Raw genomic sequence first — 15492 nt, forward strand, 5'->3', positions numbered from 1 at the left:
TCGGTGGGCGAGTAGATCGCGATCACCATCATGAACGCCTGCGACTTCTTCTGCACCTGCACGCCCTGGTTGGTGACGGACTGCGGCAGTTGCGGCAGCGCGAGGTTCACGCGGTTCTGCACGTCGACCTGGGCGAGTTCGGGGTTGGTGCCGATCTGAAAGTACGCGTTGATCGTCAGGTTGCCCGTCGAGGAACTCGACGAACTCATGTAGATCATGTTGTCCGCGCCGTTGACCTGCTGCTCGATCGGCGCGGCGACGTTGTTGGCGACCACGTCGGCGCTCGCGCCCGGGTAGGTGGCGGAGATCGTGATCTGCGGCGGGGTGATGTCGGGGTACTGCGCGGTGGGCAGCGCGAGCATGCACAGCGCGCCGCCCAGCGTGATGACGATCGAGATGACCGACGCGAAGATCGGCCGGTCGATGCAGAAGTGGGAGATGTTCATCGGGTCGGGGTGCGCCGGATGGCGTCGGTCGTCATCGGGTCATCGGGCCGGTCATGGGCTCGGGCGCGTTGCGCTGCCGCCCGCTGGCGCTTGCGTCTGCGCCAGCGTGGCGGCGGGCGCGGACGCTGCGGCGGCGCTCGCCGCAGGCGGCGCAGAGGTGGGCGTGGCCGGCGTGCCTGGCGCCGCACTCACCACCTTGATCTGCGCATCCGACGACACGCGGATCGCACCATCGACCACCACGCGCTCGCCCGCCTTCAGCCCTTCGTTGACGAACCAGTCGTCGCCGTGCCAGTCACCGACGTCGACCACGCGCTGATGCGGCTTCGAGTCCTGGTCGAGCACCCACACGAAGTGGCTCTTCGCGCCCTGCAGCACCGCGCGCTGCGGCACCAGCACCGCATTGGGCCGCACCGCACCCGAGACCTTCGCGCGCACGAACTGGCCGGGCCTGAGCGTGCCCTTCGGATTGGCGAACGTGGCGCGCACGAGGAAGGTGCCCGTCTCCTGGCTGAATGCGGGGTTCGTGAAGTCGATGCGGCCCTTCTGCGGATAGACCGAGCCGTCGGCCTGGATGACCGTCACGTCGAACTGGTTGTCGGGCGGAAAGCGCAGCAGGCCCTTCGCGACCTGATCGCGGTAGCGCAGCAGTTCGTTCTCGGAGATGCTGAAGTTCACCCACATCGGGTCGAGCTGGTAGACGTAGGTGAGCAGCCCCGACTGGTTCGGCGTCACATAGCTGCCGTCCTGCACGCGCGCGAAGCTCGATAACCCCAGGAGCGGCGAGCGGATCGTGCAGTAGCTCAGGTTCAGTTCGGCCGTACGCACCTCGCCCTGCGCGGCGATCACGGCGGCTTCGGCGGCTTTCTCGTTGCCCGTGGCGTCGTCGAGGTCCTTCTTGCTCAACGCGTTCTGCGCGGCCAGCGGAATCACGCGGGCGAGGTTCTGCTTCGTCACGAGTAACCGTGCCTGCTGCTGCGCGAGCGCGCCTTTGGCGGACTGCAGCGCGGCCTCGAAGGGCTTCCTGTCCATCACGAACAGCACTTGGCCTTCCTTGACGAGCGTGCCTTCCGTGTACATGCGCCGCTCGAGAAAGCCGTCGACGCGCGCACGGATTTCCACCTCGCGCGAACTCTGCGTCTGCGCGGTAAACTCGAAATCGACGGGCGTTTCCTGCTGCCGCACCGTGACGACGGTGACTTCGACGGCCGGGCGTGGGGGGGCGGTGGGGGCTTTCTTGCAGGCGGTGAGGCACAGCACGGACGCGAGCACCGCCCCCAGCGGCCAGCGTGACGCACGTGCCGCAGCGCCGCCCCTATGCAGCACGGCAGCCCGACCCGTCCCGGACATGCCCACGTACGATCGACCATTCATCTCGCGGCTCCCTTCGATCGACATGTCATTGCGCCGTATAGCCGCGTCCCGTCATGCAGGCGGCGACCGCGCGGTTCCAGGTAGCCATCTGCTGCGATGCCTGCTGTTGCGTGGCCTGCTGTTGTTCCTGAGCAGCGGCAGCCTGACGGCGTTGCCGCGCGCCGCCCGCCATCGTGCCCACGATTGCGCCCGCCGCAGCGCCTTTGCCTGCGTCGCCCGCAATCGCACCGATCGCAGCGCCGCCTGCCGCACCGCGTGCCGCGCCGCCGAGGCGCTGACCGGACGGCCCCGGCGGCGGCGGCTGATTCGCAGCGTTCTGCGCGAGCGCGGCAGGATTGACGCCCGTGTTCTGCGTCGCCCAACTGTGGCACTGCGCCGTGTCGTTAGACTGCTTCTGCTGGCTCTGGCCTTTGGCGGGATAGAAGATAGGTTGTTGTGCCGCTGCTGCATCTGCCAGCAGCAACGTCGTAGCGAAAATCAGCGTCTTTCTAAAAGCTCGTTTCATCATGAATCTTTCCAAGCGGTACGGTTGCGTCCGTCGCGCTTATTGCGCGCATCGCGCGGCGGACAAATCCAGATGCGCGTCACCTGGCCTGGTGAGTCCGATGCGTCGAGTGTGGAATCGGGCCAGGTCGAAAACAATTGGACCTTGGTCCAATAAGCCGTTCGGGGCAATGATCTTGCGCAAGCACACAGGCTCGCTCCTGTGCCGGACTGTTCTGTCGGGGAAGCGGCCGCTGCGTCATAGCGGCGCAGCGATGCCGAGCACGGCACACACTGCCCTGATGAAGAGCACGTCGTTGAAGGGCTTGCGCAGATAGGCCTTCGCGCCCGCCGCGAGCGCGGCCTCGCGCACACCGGCGTCGTCGTGGGCGGTGATGAATATAACGGGCAGGGTGCTGCCGGCCAGCCGGCGCTGCACCTCGATCCCGTTGGCGCCGGGCATCTGCACGTCGAGGATCGCGCAGTCGGGACGATACGAAGGCGTGGCCGACAGCACGTAGAGAAACTCGTCGCCACTCGTGTACGTATCGGCCGCAATCCCGACGGAGCGCAACAGACGCCTGATCGCCCTGCTCACCGACGCATCGTCGTCGACCACAACGACGAATGGTTTGTCTGTGCCCATTCTGATTAGCCTATTGAGCCGAGACGTCCACGCAAACGGTGCGTCGACGTCTCAGCAATAGACTATGAGACTGTGGGCGTCGGTGGTATTGGACCTTGGTCCCGTATCCGGCCGGAGGCTGGCTTGCGCGCATCGGCGGAGGAATCCGTGCGCGGCGGCTCGGGTAAATGGTTCGCCGGGTAGGCGTGGTTGGCGGGGTTAGCGACGGCTACCTTGTCGGCGATGCGCACCAGCTCTGCGAGCGAACCGGCTTCCATCTTCTGCATCACGCGCGCGCGATGCGCCTTGACGGTTTTCTCGACCGTGCCGAGTTCGCAGGCCACCTGCTTGTTCAGGCGGCCGAGCACGACGAGATTCATCACTTCGCGCTCGCGTACTGTCAGGCGTCCGACACGGCTGCGCAATTCTTCCAGTTCGTGGATCGACTTCGATACTTCGATGGAACGCGCGAGCGCCAGGTCGATCGCGCCCAACAGGTCGTCGTCGCGAACGGGCTTGGTGAGGAAATCGGTCGCGCCGGCCTTGATTGCGCCGACCGTCATCGCGATGTCGCCGTAGCCCGTCAGAAAGACGATGGGCAGACGCGCATCGAGCTCGCGCTGCAACTCGAGTCCGCTCAGATCGGGCAATTGCACGTCGAGTACGACGCAAGCGGGCGTGCGCTCGCCACACGCATGCTCGAGGAATTCGCGCGCCGAACCGTACGCCTCGACCTCATGACCCGCCGAGCGGACGAGCCGCGTGAGCGCGCGGCGCACGGACGAGTCGTCGTCGACGACGTAGACGAGCCCGGCTGCTTCGTTCATGACGCCGCCTGCGCAACGCCAGCGTTGCTCACATCGCGCGATGCGGGCAGCGCAACATAGAACGTCATGCCCTGGTCGAAATTGTTCTCGGCCCACAGGCGGCCGCCGTGGATCTGCACGATCGAGCGGCTGATCGACAGCCCGAGGCCCAGGCCTTGCGGCTTCGACGTGACGAACGGCATGAAGATGCATTCGAGCTTGTCTGCCGTCTGTCCATGTCCACGGTCGCGCACGGCGATGCGCACCCCGCCTTCGCTGTCCGGTCGCGCAAAGAGCGCCACCGCGCGATCGGACGAGCTGCACTCGCTGACGGCATCGAATGCGTTGAGCAGCAGGTTGAGTAGCACCTGCTGCAGTTGCACCTTGTCGCCGCGCACGGGCGGCAAGCCATCGTCGATCACGTGCGACACGTGGATGCCCCGCGCGACGGCGTCGCCATGCACGAGCAGCGCGACGTCGCGCAGCAATCCGCCGACATCGAGACTCGTCAGTTGCTGCTGCTCTTCCTTTTTCACGAAAGCGCGCATCCGGCGGATCACTTCGCTCGCGCGGCCGCTGTCATCGACGATGTCCTTCAGGATGTCGCGCACTTCGGCAAGGTCGATCGGCGACTGATCCATGAAGCGCTGCGCAGCCTGGCCGTTGCTGAGAATCGCCGTCAGAGGTTGGTTCAGTTCGTGCGCAAGCGATGCGGCGAGTTCGCCCATCGTCGATATGCGCGTCAGGTGCGCCAGTTCCCGGCGATTGCGTTCGAGTTCGAAGCGCTCCGTCATGTCGGTGATGAACGCGACAGTCGCGATGCGCCCTTCATAACGGATCGCGCTCGTGGCGATTTCGGCGGGAAACTCACTGCCGTCGCGGCGGCGCGCACGCAGACTGCGCGTTCCGGCCGGGCGGCCCGGATGGGCGGTGCCTGCGCGGTGCTCGTGCGAAAGCGCCGGCGCAACGAGGCCGACACATGCGCCTGCCAGCACGCCTCGCCGATAGTCGAAGAGACGTTCGGCCTGCGCATTGGCGAGGACGATCACGCCATGTTCGTCGAACACGACGGACGCCACAGGCAGGCATTCGATTACATCCGCGAGTTCGTTCATCGCGCCGTGCCGTCGGTGCGCGAACGTGAAAAAGGCGCTTGCGCCTTGCATGGTTTTACTGCGCGCAATTGGATTCATCACGCGATTGAGCATCATCGATACAGACACGCCATTGCGCATATGCACGGACGCCCCGGCGCGTTCCGGCGCGACGCGGCGCGGGTGCAGCGACCACCAGACAACGATTGCAGCCACCGCGACTGTCAAAGCAGAAATAGCGATGTGCATGGCTTACCGTTCCTCAAGACGTTCGCACTCGAACTGCCGTGACCACGTGCGCGCGCCTTCGTTGTTGTTAGCAACGCAACCGGGCGACGGCGCGGGAATCGGGCGCGCGACGCCTCTGCCTCTACGCATGAAACCGTGACAACGTCTTGTTGTGATGCATCTCGTCGACCGACGAGTTTAATGATCTGCCGCAAACAAAAGACAATGAAATCGCCGTTGACAAACCACTCGATTCTTCATATGGACTGCGAATATTTAATATCATTTTTAGTCAATTATCGCGGCCGATTCTTCACTCTTCCGCACCAATGGGAGGAAAAAAATGCAACTTCATCCTATGCAGAAAGTAAGCCTTAGTAAAGGTTCACGGCGGTTCTTAACGAAAAACTACTTGCGGTCGTCAGTTATCGCATTGGCTTCGTAGGGCAATGCTTATTGAAGCATGCGTTTTAATGACAGGGATTGATGCGCAACCCGAAATGATCGAAGGTTTATCTGAATATCTCGGGCTGCTTTGGGACCCCTTGGGATCTCACGTGGGGGCTGGAGGTCATGCAAAATCGGACGGGCCTTGCGTTGGAACGCCCGGCGGCGGGTCGTCGTCCCCTATGGGCTCGGCCGGATCCTTATCGTCCGTCTTTGGCTTTTCGGGCAATGGCTGATCGAGGCCTGGCTCGACGGGCGTGGGGATCGCATCGCCGATCGGCTTGCTGAGTTCGTTCGGCGGAATTTCGGCCGGATCTCTAGGCTCGGTGTTCTCTTCTCCCTTGGGTTTCGTCATCGTGGACTCCATCCTGTTGACAGATGGTCCCTATCGCGCAACAACCATACCAATGGAACTGTGCGCAAGCGTTCGAAGAATAGTCAGACGCCCGCAACGCCCGGGTGACACTCGATGTGCGGGAGAACATGCGCTAAAGCGCCGTGTGCAAAGACGAAACGGAAAAGGCGGGAAGACGCGTGTGTAACGCGAATGCATTGTAAATTGCGACGCCCGACCTCGCGTATTGGCGAGGTCAGCAATGCCGACGCTTTAAAAGCCGCACAAACGAAAACAGGCCCCGAAGGGCCTGTTTCGCTTTGCATCTGGCGGAAAGGGTGGGATTCGAACCCACGGTACAGCATAACTGTACACCGGATTTCGAGTCCGGCGCATTCGACCACTCTGCCACCTTTCCAGATTCTTTGACTTACCAACAAAGTGGTCTTGTCGCGTCACACTAAGCGGGTCGCTGCTTGCGTGAGACAAAGATTATAGAACACCTGTTTTTTAATTCCAAGCCCTTTTTCGCAGAAACTTGAAGAGGACTTGGATCGATCTGAAGCGGCCACTTCGCTCAGGACGCCGCCTTCACTTCGAGGCGTTCGATGCCACCCAGATACGGACGCAACGCCGCCGGCACCGTCACGGAGCCGTCAGCGTTCTGGAAGTTCTCCAGCACCGCGACGAGCGTCCGGCCGACCGCCAAACCCGAACCGTTGAGCGTATGCACGAGCTCGGGCTTGTTCTGCGCGTTGCGGAAGCGGGCCTGCATCCGGCGCGCCTGGAACGCTTCCGTGTTCGAGCAGCTCGAGATCTCGCGATACGTGTTCTGCGCCGGCAACCACACTTCGAGGTCATAGGTCTTCGTCGCCGAAAAGCCCATGTCGCCCGTGCACAGCGTGATCACGCGATACGGCAGTTCGAGCTTCTGCAGGATCGTCTCCGCGTGGGTGACCATCTGCTCGAGCGCGTCATACGACGTGTCTGGCGCAACGACCTGCACCATCTCGACCTTGTCGAACTGATGCTGACGGATCATGCCGCGTGTGTCGCGGCCGTACGAGCCTGCTTCCGAGCGGAAACACGGCGAATGCGCGGTGAGCTTGATGGGCAGTTCGTTTGCATCGACGATGCTCTCGCGCACCGTGTTCGTCAGCGAGATTTCCGACGTCGAGATCAGATACTGCGTGACCATGTTTTCGCCACCGCCCTTTTCGACACGGAACATGTCGTCGGCGAACTTGGGCAACTGGCCCGTGCCGAACAGGATTTCAGGATTGACGATGTACGGCGTGTAGATTTCCGTATAGCCGTGCTGCTGCGTGTGCGTGTCGATCATGAACTGCGCAAGCGCACGGTGCAGACGCGCGATCTGTCCGCGCAACATCGTGAAGCGCGCGCCCGACAGCTTCGCGCCCGTTTCGAAATCGAGGCCGAGCGGCGTGCCGACGTCGACGTGATCCTTCACCTCGAAGTCGAACTGGCGCGGCGTGCCCCAACGGCGCACTTCCACATTGCCCGCTTCGTCGTTGCCGACGGGAACGCTTTCGTGCGGCAGGTTCGGCACGCCGAGCAGCAGGTCGGACAGACGCTTCTGGATGTCTTCGAGCTGCACCGCCGACGCCTTCATCTCGTCGCCGAGTCCGCCCACTTCGGCCATCACCGCCGACGTGTCCTCGCCCCGCCCTTTCATCCCGCCGATCTGCTTCGACAGACTATTGCGCTTCGCCTGCAGCTCTTCGGTACGGGTCTGGATGGCGCGGCGTTCGGCTTCGAGCGCGGAGAAAGCCGCGACGTCGAGGGTGTAGCCGCGATCGGCGAGGCGTTTCGCGACGCCGTCGATGTCTTTGCGCAGCAGCTGGATGTCAAGCATGGGAAGGGGCGACAGTTCGTTGTGTGAATGGGCGATTTTAGCGCACCGGCGCGGCTGGCCGGCGGCATTGTCGGGTCAGGCGCAACGCGCGGCTCAGCTTTTCTTGCGGTTCTCGCTGCGCCATTGCGCATCGAGGTCGGCAAGACGCGACAGCTTTTCGCCGATCTTGCCTTCGAGCCCGCGCGGCGTCGGCTGATACCAGTTTGGATCGCGCATGCCGTCGGGCAGATAGGTTTCGCCCGCGGCATAGGCGTCGGGTTCGTCGTGCGCGTAGCGGTACTCGTGGCCGTAGCCGAGTTCCTTCATCAGTTTCGTCGGCGCGTTGCGCAGATGGACGGGCACGGCGCGCGACTGGTCCTTGCCGACGAAGCTGCGCGCCTGGTTGTACGCGTTGTAGCCCGCGTTCGACTTCGGCGCGACAGCCAGATAGATGACCGCCTGCGCGAGCGCCAGCTCACCTTCGGGCGTGCCGAGGCGTTCGTAGGTTTCGGCGGCGTCGAGCGCGATGCGCGCGGCGCGTGGATCGGCGAGGCCGATGTCTTCCCACGCCATCCGCACGAGACGCCGCGACAGGTAGCGCGCGTCGGCGCCGCCGTCGAGCATCCGGCAGAACCAGTACAGCGCGCCGTCCGGATTGCTGCCGCGCACCGACTTGTGCAAGGCGCTAATCTGGTCGTAGAACGCGTCGCCGCCTTTATCGAAGCGGCGCAGGTTTTCCGACAGCGCGCTGGCGAGCAGTTCACCGTCCAGTTCCGTCTTCTTCTGCCGCGCCGCCGCGCGCGCGACGATTTCCATATTGTTCAGCAGCTTGCGGCCGTCGCCGTCGGCGGAACCGATCAAGGCGTCGCGCGCTTCGTCGGTGAAGGTGTAGCCGCCCAGTTCCTTCTGCGCGCGGTCAAGCAGCTCGCGCTGCTCGTCGGCATCGAGGCCCTTGAGCACGTAGACGGCCGCCCGCGACAGCAACGCGCTATTCACCTCGAACGATGGATTTTCCGTCGTCGCGCCGACGAACACGAACAGTCCCGACTCGACGTGCGGCAAGAATGCGTCTTGCTGGCTCTTGTTGAAGCGATGTACTTCGTCGACGAACACGAGCGTCTGATGGCCGTTGGCGCGATGTATCTGCGCGGTTTCAACGGCTTCGCGGATGTCCTTCACGCCCGACAGCACCGCCGACAACGCGATGAACTGTGCGTCGAACGCATCCGCCATCAGCCGCGCGAGCGTGGTCTTGCCGACGCCCGGCGGGCCCCAGAGGATCATCGAGTGCGCTTCGCCGGACTCGAACGCGACGCGCAGCGGCTTGTTCGGGCCGAGCAGATGCTTTTGCCCGATGACATCGTCGATGGTGCGGGGCCGCAGGCGCTCGGCGAGCGGAACATTGGCGCGGGTTTCTTCGAACATGGCGTTTTGGGGATAATCTCGGCTTTTCGGGTATAAACCGTCACGATGCACAGAATGCAGCACCGGCCGCGCGACGGCTTGGCCCTGAACGGCATGCAACCGCGCGAAACCGTCATCCGGCGGGCTGCGGCGCATGCAGAGTTGTGCATTATGACAGCCGCCGCGCGGCGAGGCCCGCGGCAAACGTTATAGGCTGTTTCTGATGAGCGGTCCGCAAGACGCGTACCGCACGAGCCGGACAAGAAGGCCGAACGCACGCACGGCCGACACGACAACGACAGACAGGAAAATTTCGATGGTTCAGGATCCAATCGCCGGCGAGGCCGGTTCGACCTACGCGCCGCTCAAGCCGGTACCGGACTCGCGCCGCGCGTTCAAGACGGGCGACGCATTCGCGCTGTGGTTTTCGCTCGGCATCGGGCTGCTGGTCGCGCAGGCGGGCGCGCTACTGGTGCCGGGCCTGTCGCTGCCGCATGCGTTGCTGGCGATCCTGATCGGCAGCGTGATCGGCGTCGTGCTGCTCGCGCTCGCGGGCGTGATCGGCACGGACACGGGGCTTGCCGCGATGTCGTCGCTGCGCCCGACGCTCGGCGTGCGCGGCGCGTCGATTCCCGCCGTGCTGAACATGATCCAGCTGGTCGGCTGGGGATCGTTCGAAGTGATCGTGATGCGAGATTCCGCCGATGCGCTGTCGAAACAGGCGTTCGGCTTTTCGGCGCCGCTCGTCTGGACGCTGATTTTCGGCGTGCTGGCCACACTGCTCGCGATCAGCGGCCCGCTTTCGTTCGTGCGGCGCTTTCTGCGCTCGTGGGGGATCTGGCTGCTGCTCGCGGGCGCCGCGTGGCTCACCTACGCCGTTCTTGCGCAGCACGATCTCGGCGCGCTGATGCGCCGTCCGGGCAATGGCGAGATGTCGTTCGGCGGCGCAGTGGATCTGGTTGTCGCGATGCCGCTGTCGTGGCTGCCGCTGATCGCCGATTACACGCGCTTCGGCCGCAAGCCGGGCGAGACGTTCCGCGGCACGATTCTCGGCTACGGCATTGCGAATATCTGGTTCTACGCGCTCGGCGCGGTGTATGGCCTGGCGGCGGGGGGCGGCGATGCGCTGCTGACGACGGCGCTCGCACAAGCGGGCGGCGGCCTCGCGCTGCTGCTGGTGCTGATCGATGAGATCGACAACGCATTCGCCGACGTGCATTCGGCGGCTGTCTCGACGGGTACGTTCTGGACGCGCGCGAGCGTGCCGCTTTTGTCCGCCGCATTCGGCGCGCTGTGCACGTTGATCGCGCTGGTCGTGCCGATGGCGAAGTACCAGAACTTCCTGCTGCTGATCGGTTCGGTGTTCGCGCCGCTGTTCGGCGTGGTGCTGGTCGATCATTTCATCGTGCGCAAGCGTCGAATCGAAGCCGCCGCGCTCGCCGATACGCAAGGCCGCTACGGCTTCTCGGGCGGCTGGCATGTGAGCGCGTTCATCGCGTGGGCGGTCGGCATCGCCGCGTATCAGGCGATCAACCAGTGGCTGCCGAATCTCGGCGCGACGCTGCCCGCGCTGGTCATCGGCGCGGTCTGTTATCTCGCGCTGGTGTCGGGGCGCAAGCAGGCTTACGCGTAAACGCGTTGCTCCTTCAGGCCGGCGTGCGCTCGCACGCCGGCCACTGCTCGAGCGCGATCCTCACGCGCTCTATCACTTCTTCCCAATCGCCTGGCTGAGTCTGATGGAACAGACGCGTGCGCGGATACCACGGCGTATCGTCACGCTCATGCAGCCAGCGCCAGCAACCGTCGTAGCGCGACAGAATCCACGTCGGCTTGTTCAGTGCGCCCGCCAGATGCGCGATCGACGTATCGACGGTAATCACGAGGTCCAGTTGCTTGATGATCGCCGCCGTGTCGGCGAAATCCTGCACGTCGTGCATCGGATCGAACGGACGCAGTTCCGGCGGCAGCGTGTCGATTTGCGGCTGCGTCGTCGTGCCCTTTTGCAGGCTGATGAACGTGATGCCTGGCACGCGCAGCAAGGGCAAATAGGCGCGGGCATCTAGAGAACGGCGACGGTCGACCGCGTTGGTAGCCGGTTGATCGGGGTGCGGATCGCCGGCCCACACGAGCCCTACCTTGACTTCGCCGTCGGGCAAACGCCCTTTCCATTTCGCCGCACGCGCCGGCGGTACCCGCAGGTAAGGCGTCGCGCCCGGAATCGTCGCGAGCGTCGTGCCCAGACGATGCGGCAGGCTCATCGTCAGACATACAAAATCGTGCGACGGAATGTCATGTTCATCGTCCAGCGGAATGCACGCGTCCACGCCTTCGATCGTCTCGAACACACTCTGCAGCACGGGCGAACACGCGATGCTCAGCTTCGCAAGCCCACGCGCCTTGAGCATCGGCAGATAGCGGCAGAACTGGAGGCTGTCACCGTGCCCTTGCTCGGGCCACACGAGCAACGACTTGCCCGCGAGCGGCTCGCCTTGCCAGATCGGACAATCGACGGGTGGCGGAGCGACCTTGCGCTGCGGCCACGCGGGATCGTAGCGGGTTTCGAACAGAGCCCATCCTTCTTCCAGGCGTCCCACGTTGAGCAGCAGATGCGCGAGGTTGATTTTCACCTCGAAGTAATCAGGCTGAAGCGCGAGCGCCAGGCGGTACGAGGCTTCTGCTTCGACGAAACGATGCTGCATCTTGAGCACGACGCCGAGGTTGAAATGTGCGTTGACGTCGTTCCGATTGGCGGCAAGTGCGCTGTTGTATGCAGCCTCCGCTTCGGGAAGACGCATCTGATTCTGGTACAGCACGCCAAGATTCATGTAGGTATTGCCGTCACCAGGCTGAAGTTCGAGCGCGTGCAGATAGGCGGATTCTGACTCGTGCAGGCGGCCGAGTTCTGCATAGAGCCGCCCGAGGTTCACATAAGCGCCCACGTGCTTCGGCGAGATGGTCAGCGCGTTGCGATAGCACGCCTCGGCTTCGTCCACACGGCCCAATTCCTTGAGCACGACGCCGAGGTTGTTGTACGCATCGCAGTAATCCGGCTGGATGGCGATCGCGCGACGCCAATAGGTCTGTGCATCATGCAGACGATCCAGCGACAAGCAGTCATGCGGCGGCCAGATTGAGAACTTGCGCGTCAGCCGACTGCGCTCTCAACAGCGGTTCGAGCAACGCCAACGCTTCGTTGAAATCGGCTTTACCGTACAGCGAGACTGCGACTGAAAAGCGATCGACTGTGGCGTCGAGATTCTGAAAATCGCCGAACATAACTTGACCCTGCAAGAGACTGATTGGGATAAAAGACTCACGGGCGCGCGTTTTTGACGATTTATCCAAAAATTCTGGTTGAAAACGCGCCAGAACCCCTTGCAGCCTACCGTTGCGGGCAGTCAGTCTCTAGCTCACTAGTCTTAAAATTACCGTCGCGACGCCCAATTGCGACGCGCGGCGATCAGAAATGAAAACGCCCATAACAGACGTTATGGGCGTTTTCTGGGCGATTCCGCGAACCGCCCCCTGCACGCTGTATGCGGCGCCATGCAGGCGCCTGAAAGATGGATGACTTACCGCGTCGCCGGCCGATACTCGACGCCCGGCAGCACACACAGCAGTTCATACGCGAGATTCGCGCCGAGCAGCGCCGTCGTGCCGAACGGATCGTACGGCGGCGCGACTTCCACCAGATCGCAGCCGACGATATTCAGGCCGCGCGCGCCGCGAATGATTTCGAGCGCCTGCGGCACCGTCAGACCCGCGATCTCCGGCGTGCCTGTGCCCGGCGCGAAAGCAGGATCGATCCCGTCGATATCGAACGTGATGTAGACGGGGCCGTCGCCCATCTGCTCACGTACGCGCGACATCAGCGGCGCCAGCGACTGATTCCAGCACGCCTCGGCCTGCACGACCTGGAAGCCCTGATCGCGGCACCAGTCGAAATCTTCCGCCGCGTAACCCGTACCGCGCAGACCGATCTGCACCACGCGATCGCAATCCAGCAAGCCCTCTTCGACCGCGCGACGGAACGGCGTACCGTGCGCGATCTTCTCGCCCATCATCGTGTCATTGACGTCCGCGTGCGCGTCGACGTGAATCAGACCGACCTTGCCGTACTTGCGATGAATCGCGCGCAGGATCGGCAGCGCGATCGTGTGATCGCCGCCCAGCGTGATCGGTTTCGCGCCGTGTTGGAGGATTTCGTCGTAAGCGCGCTCAATCCGGCCGATCGAATCCAGCAGGTTATACGGATTGATCGCAACGTCTCCGATATCGGCCACGCGCAGCGAATCGAATGGCGCGGCGCGCGTCGCCATGTTGTACGGGCGCAGCAGCACCGATTCCGCGCGAATCTGGCGCGGCCCGAAGCGCGCGCCCGTGCGGTTCGACGTCCCCAGATCGAACGGCACGCCGACGAAGCACACGTCGAGCCCTTCCGCCGATCCGACATTCGGCAGCCGCATCATGGTGGCGATCCCGCCGCAGCGCGGCATCGCGTTGCCCGACAACGGCTGCGGCCGCTCAGTGAGGTCCGGGGAAATGAAATTGGAGGAAGTATTCATCGTGGTTCGCCAATGAAAAGCACAACATCTTGATAAAGCGTTCAATCCAGCCGCCGCAAAGCGCGCGACGCCGGGGCATATCTTATTTTTGTGCAGTTCCGGCGAAGATAAAATGCCAACAGAAAAAACTTCACATCGATTCGCACCGATGTATCCTGCCGCATGTTCTCCCAACTCACCGATCTAGACCTTCGCCTGATCCGCGTGTTCCTCGCCATTGTGGACGCGGGCGGCGTTTCGCCTGCACAGGCTACCTTGAATGTAGGTCAATCCACGATCAGCACCCAACTATCGACGCTCGAAACCCGCTTGGGTTACCGGCTATGCGAGCGCGGCCGCAGCGGATTTAGCCTGACCGCGCGAGGCGAACAGTTTGTCGAAGCGGCGCGCGCGCTGCTTTCTGCCGTCGATGCGTTCGGCGCGCAAGCGCGAAATGTCGGACGAAAACTGGTCGGGACGCTCGGAATCGGGATGATCGGACACACGCCCGTGTCGGAAAGTGCGCGAATCAGCGATGCAATCGCGCGCTTTCGCGCCCGGGACGAATCTGTACGCTTCTCAATTCTCGTGCGCTCGCCAGGTGAGCTCGAAGAATTGCTGCTGAGCGGACGGATTCAGATCGGCATCGGATATTTCTGGCATCGCGTGCCGTCACTTGAATACACGGAGATTTTTTCCGAGGAACAGTTAGCGTATTGCGCGAAGGGGCATCCGCTCTTCGCCCAGGCAGGCAATGTCTCGCCCGCCGACGCTGCCCAGCATGAATGGGCGTGGCGCAGCTATCCGCTGCCCGAAGCCGAAGCGTCGACCACGCCGCACAACGTCACCGCGGTCGCCGACAACATGGAAGCCGTCGCGATGCTCGTGCTGTCGGGTCATCACCTCGGCTATCTGCCGGGGCACTTCGCCGCGCCGTATGTGAAGGAAGGTTTGCTCGCCGCGCTGAACCCGCAGCAGATGGGCTACCGCGTCGCGTTTCACATGGTCACGCGCATGCGGCAGCATCGGACGGAAATCGTCGATGCGTTTATCGACGATATGAAGGCCGCGCATCCGTCGCCCGGCCTTCAGGCATGAACGAGGCGTTTAGCCGTTGATTACGTCGGCGCCCTTCGGCACCGTGAACTTGAATGCGTCGGCGGGCAGCGGCGGGTTCTTCTGAATGTTCGAGAATTTCAGCAGCGTCACGTTGCCGAACACGTCGTGCAGTTCCATCGCTTCGAGGTTGCCGTCGCGAAAGCCGATGCCCACGCGCTGGAACTGCGTGTCCTTCGACTTCGGAATCAGTTCGAGCCAGTCGATGCCCGCCTTCACGCCCGCGTCCTTCAGCGTGAAGTTCTTGTCGAGATCGTTGCTGCCGAACAGGATCGCGGCCGGACTCGCGCCGAGCGCGCCGCCCAGCTTGCGCACCGTCACCTGGTTCAGGTCTTTGTCGTAGACGTAGAGCTTGTCGCCGTCGGCCTGGAGCAGTTGCGCGTACGGCTTCTCATACGCCCAGATGAACTTGCCCGGACGCGCGAACGTGAACGTGCCGCTCGACACCTTGTTCTGCGTCGCGTTTTGCGTCGACAGCACGCCGCTCGCCTGTTGCTGCGCGTTGCTCCGTGCGCGCACTTCCGTCTGCACGAATTCACCGCGCGCCGCATGCACTTGCGACACGAACTGCTTAAGTTGATCCGTGCCGCCTGCGAACGCATGCGACGCGACAAGCATCGATGCGCCGAAAGCCAGCGTTCGCATCAGACTGCCAAGACGGGTCTTAGACCCAACGATTTGCAGCATATTGTTTTCTCCCTTTACCGGATACGGACCGAAACGCGGAACCAAAACA

At 63.2% G+C, this 15492-nt stretch carries 15 protein-coding genes and 1 tRNA gene; 2 read left to right on the forward strand and 14 right to left on the reverse strand.

Annotated features, from left to right (window positions below; genetic code table 11):
• From SB822_RS29840 to SB822_RS29885, 10 genes are all read right to left on the reverse strand, one after another.
• The coding region (locus SB822_RS29840; protein WP_410856247.1) for an efflux RND transporter permease subunit at window positions 1-446 on the reverse strand (446 nt) is incomplete at its 3' end.
• 51 nt (window positions 447-497) lie between these two features.
• Window positions 498-1796 (reverse strand): efflux RND transporter periplasmic adaptor subunit, encoded by a 1299-nt coding sequence (locus SB822_RS29845; protein ID WP_103153713.1) that lies wholly within the window; start codon window positions 1794-1796, stop codon window positions 498-500.
• A gap of 49 nt (window positions 1797-1845) precedes the next feature.
• On the reverse strand, window positions 1846-2325 hold the full coding sequence (locus SB822_RS29850; protein ID WP_007580621.1) for a glycine zipper family protein: 480 nt from the start codon (window positions 2323-2325) through the stop codon (window positions 1846-1848).
• A 237-nt stretch (window positions 2326-2562) separates the two neighbouring features.
• The gene (locus tag SB822_RS29855; RefSeq protein WP_007580620.1) at window positions 2563-2949 is read right to left on the reverse strand and encodes a response regulator transcription factor; all 387 of its coding nucleotides are present in this window, start codon (window positions 2947-2949) and stop codon (window positions 2563-2565) included.
• Window positions 2950-3011: 62 nt separating this feature from the next.
• Window positions 3012-3755 (reverse strand): response regulator transcription factor, encoded by a 744-nt coding sequence (locus tag SB822_RS29860; RefSeq protein WP_090836113.1) that lies wholly within the window; start codon window positions 3753-3755, stop codon window positions 3012-3014.
• Window positions 3752-5077, reverse strand: a complete 1326-nt coding sequence (locus tag SB822_RS29865) for a sensor histidine kinase (RefSeq protein ID WP_090836112.1) — start codon at window positions 5075-5077, stop codon at window positions 3752-3754. The genes SB822_RS29860 and SB822_RS29865 overlap by 4 nt, the downstream gene beginning before the upstream one ends.
• 550 nt (window positions 5078-5627) lie before the next feature.
• Window positions 5628-5858, reverse strand: coding sequence for a hypothetical protein (locus SB822_RS29870; protein WP_007740295.1), 231 nt, complete (start codon window positions 5856-5858; stop codon window positions 5628-5630).
• 306 nt (window positions 5859-6164) lie between these two features.
• Window positions 6165-6255 (reverse strand) — tRNA-Ser (locus SB822_RS29875).
• A 159-nt stretch (window positions 6256-6414) separates the two neighbouring features.
• A complete protein-coding gene (gene serS / locus SB822_RS29880; protein WP_090836111.1) occupies window positions 6415-7713 on the reverse strand; it encodes a serine--tRNA ligase in 1299 nt (432 codons plus the stop codon).
• 93 nt (window positions 7714-7806) lie between these two features.
• Entirely contained in the window at window positions 7807-9117 is a 1311-nt protein-coding gene (locus SB822_RS29885; protein ID WP_090836123.1) for a replication-associated recombination protein A, read from the reverse strand.
• A 295-nt stretch (window positions 9118-9412) separates the two neighbouring features.
• Here SB822_RS29885 and cytX point away from each other — a divergent pair, with 295 nt between their 5' ends.
• Window positions 9413-10729 (forward strand): putative hydroxymethylpyrimidine transporter CytX, encoded by a 1317-nt coding sequence (gene cytX, locus SB822_RS29890; protein ID WP_090836110.1) that lies wholly within the window; start codon window positions 9413-9415, stop codon window positions 10727-10729.
• A 13-nt stretch (window positions 10730-10742) separates the two neighbouring features.
• Here the strand turns inward: cytX and SB822_RS29895 are convergent, their stop codons facing one another.
• From SB822_RS29895 to speB, 3 genes are all read right to left on the reverse strand, one after another.
• Window positions 10743-12206, reverse strand: a complete 1464-nt coding sequence (locus SB822_RS29895; protein WP_244144498.1) for a tetratricopeptide repeat protein — start codon at window positions 12204-12206, stop codon at window positions 10743-10745.
• A 4-nt stretch (window positions 12207-12210) separates the two neighbouring features.
• On the reverse strand, window positions 12211-12441 hold the full coding sequence (locus SB822_RS29900; protein ID WP_244144497.1) for a hypothetical protein: 231 nt from the start codon (window positions 12439-12441) through the stop codon (window positions 12211-12213).
• Between the two features lie 227 nt (window positions 12442-12668).
• Window positions 12669-13661 (reverse strand): agmatinase, encoded by a 993-nt coding sequence (speB, locus tag SB822_RS29905; protein ID WP_007580603.1) that lies wholly within the window; start codon window positions 13659-13661, stop codon window positions 12669-12671.
• 162 nt (window positions 13662-13823) lie between these two features.
• Between speB and SB822_RS29910 the strand changes: the two genes are divergently transcribed.
• Entirely contained in the window at window positions 13824-14738 is a 915-nt protein-coding gene (locus tag SB822_RS29910; protein ID WP_007743717.1) for a LysR family transcriptional regulator, read from the forward strand.
• A gap of 9 nt (window positions 14739-14747) precedes the next feature.
• Here SB822_RS29910 and lolA read toward each other — a convergent pair whose 3' ends face one another.
• Window positions 14748-15443, reverse strand: coding sequence for an outer membrane lipoprotein chaperone LolA (gene lolA / locus SB822_RS29915; protein ID WP_090836109.1), 696 nt, complete (start codon window positions 15441-15443; stop codon window positions 14748-14750).
• Window positions 15444-15492 lie beyond the last annotated feature (49 nt).

Origin of the sequence: Paraburkholderia sp. SIMBA_054 (assembly GCF_046534875.1) — a bacterium.
GTDB classification, from domain to species: domain Bacteria; phylum Pseudomonadota; class Gammaproteobacteria; order Burkholderiales; family Burkholderiaceae; genus Paraburkholderia; species Paraburkholderia hospita.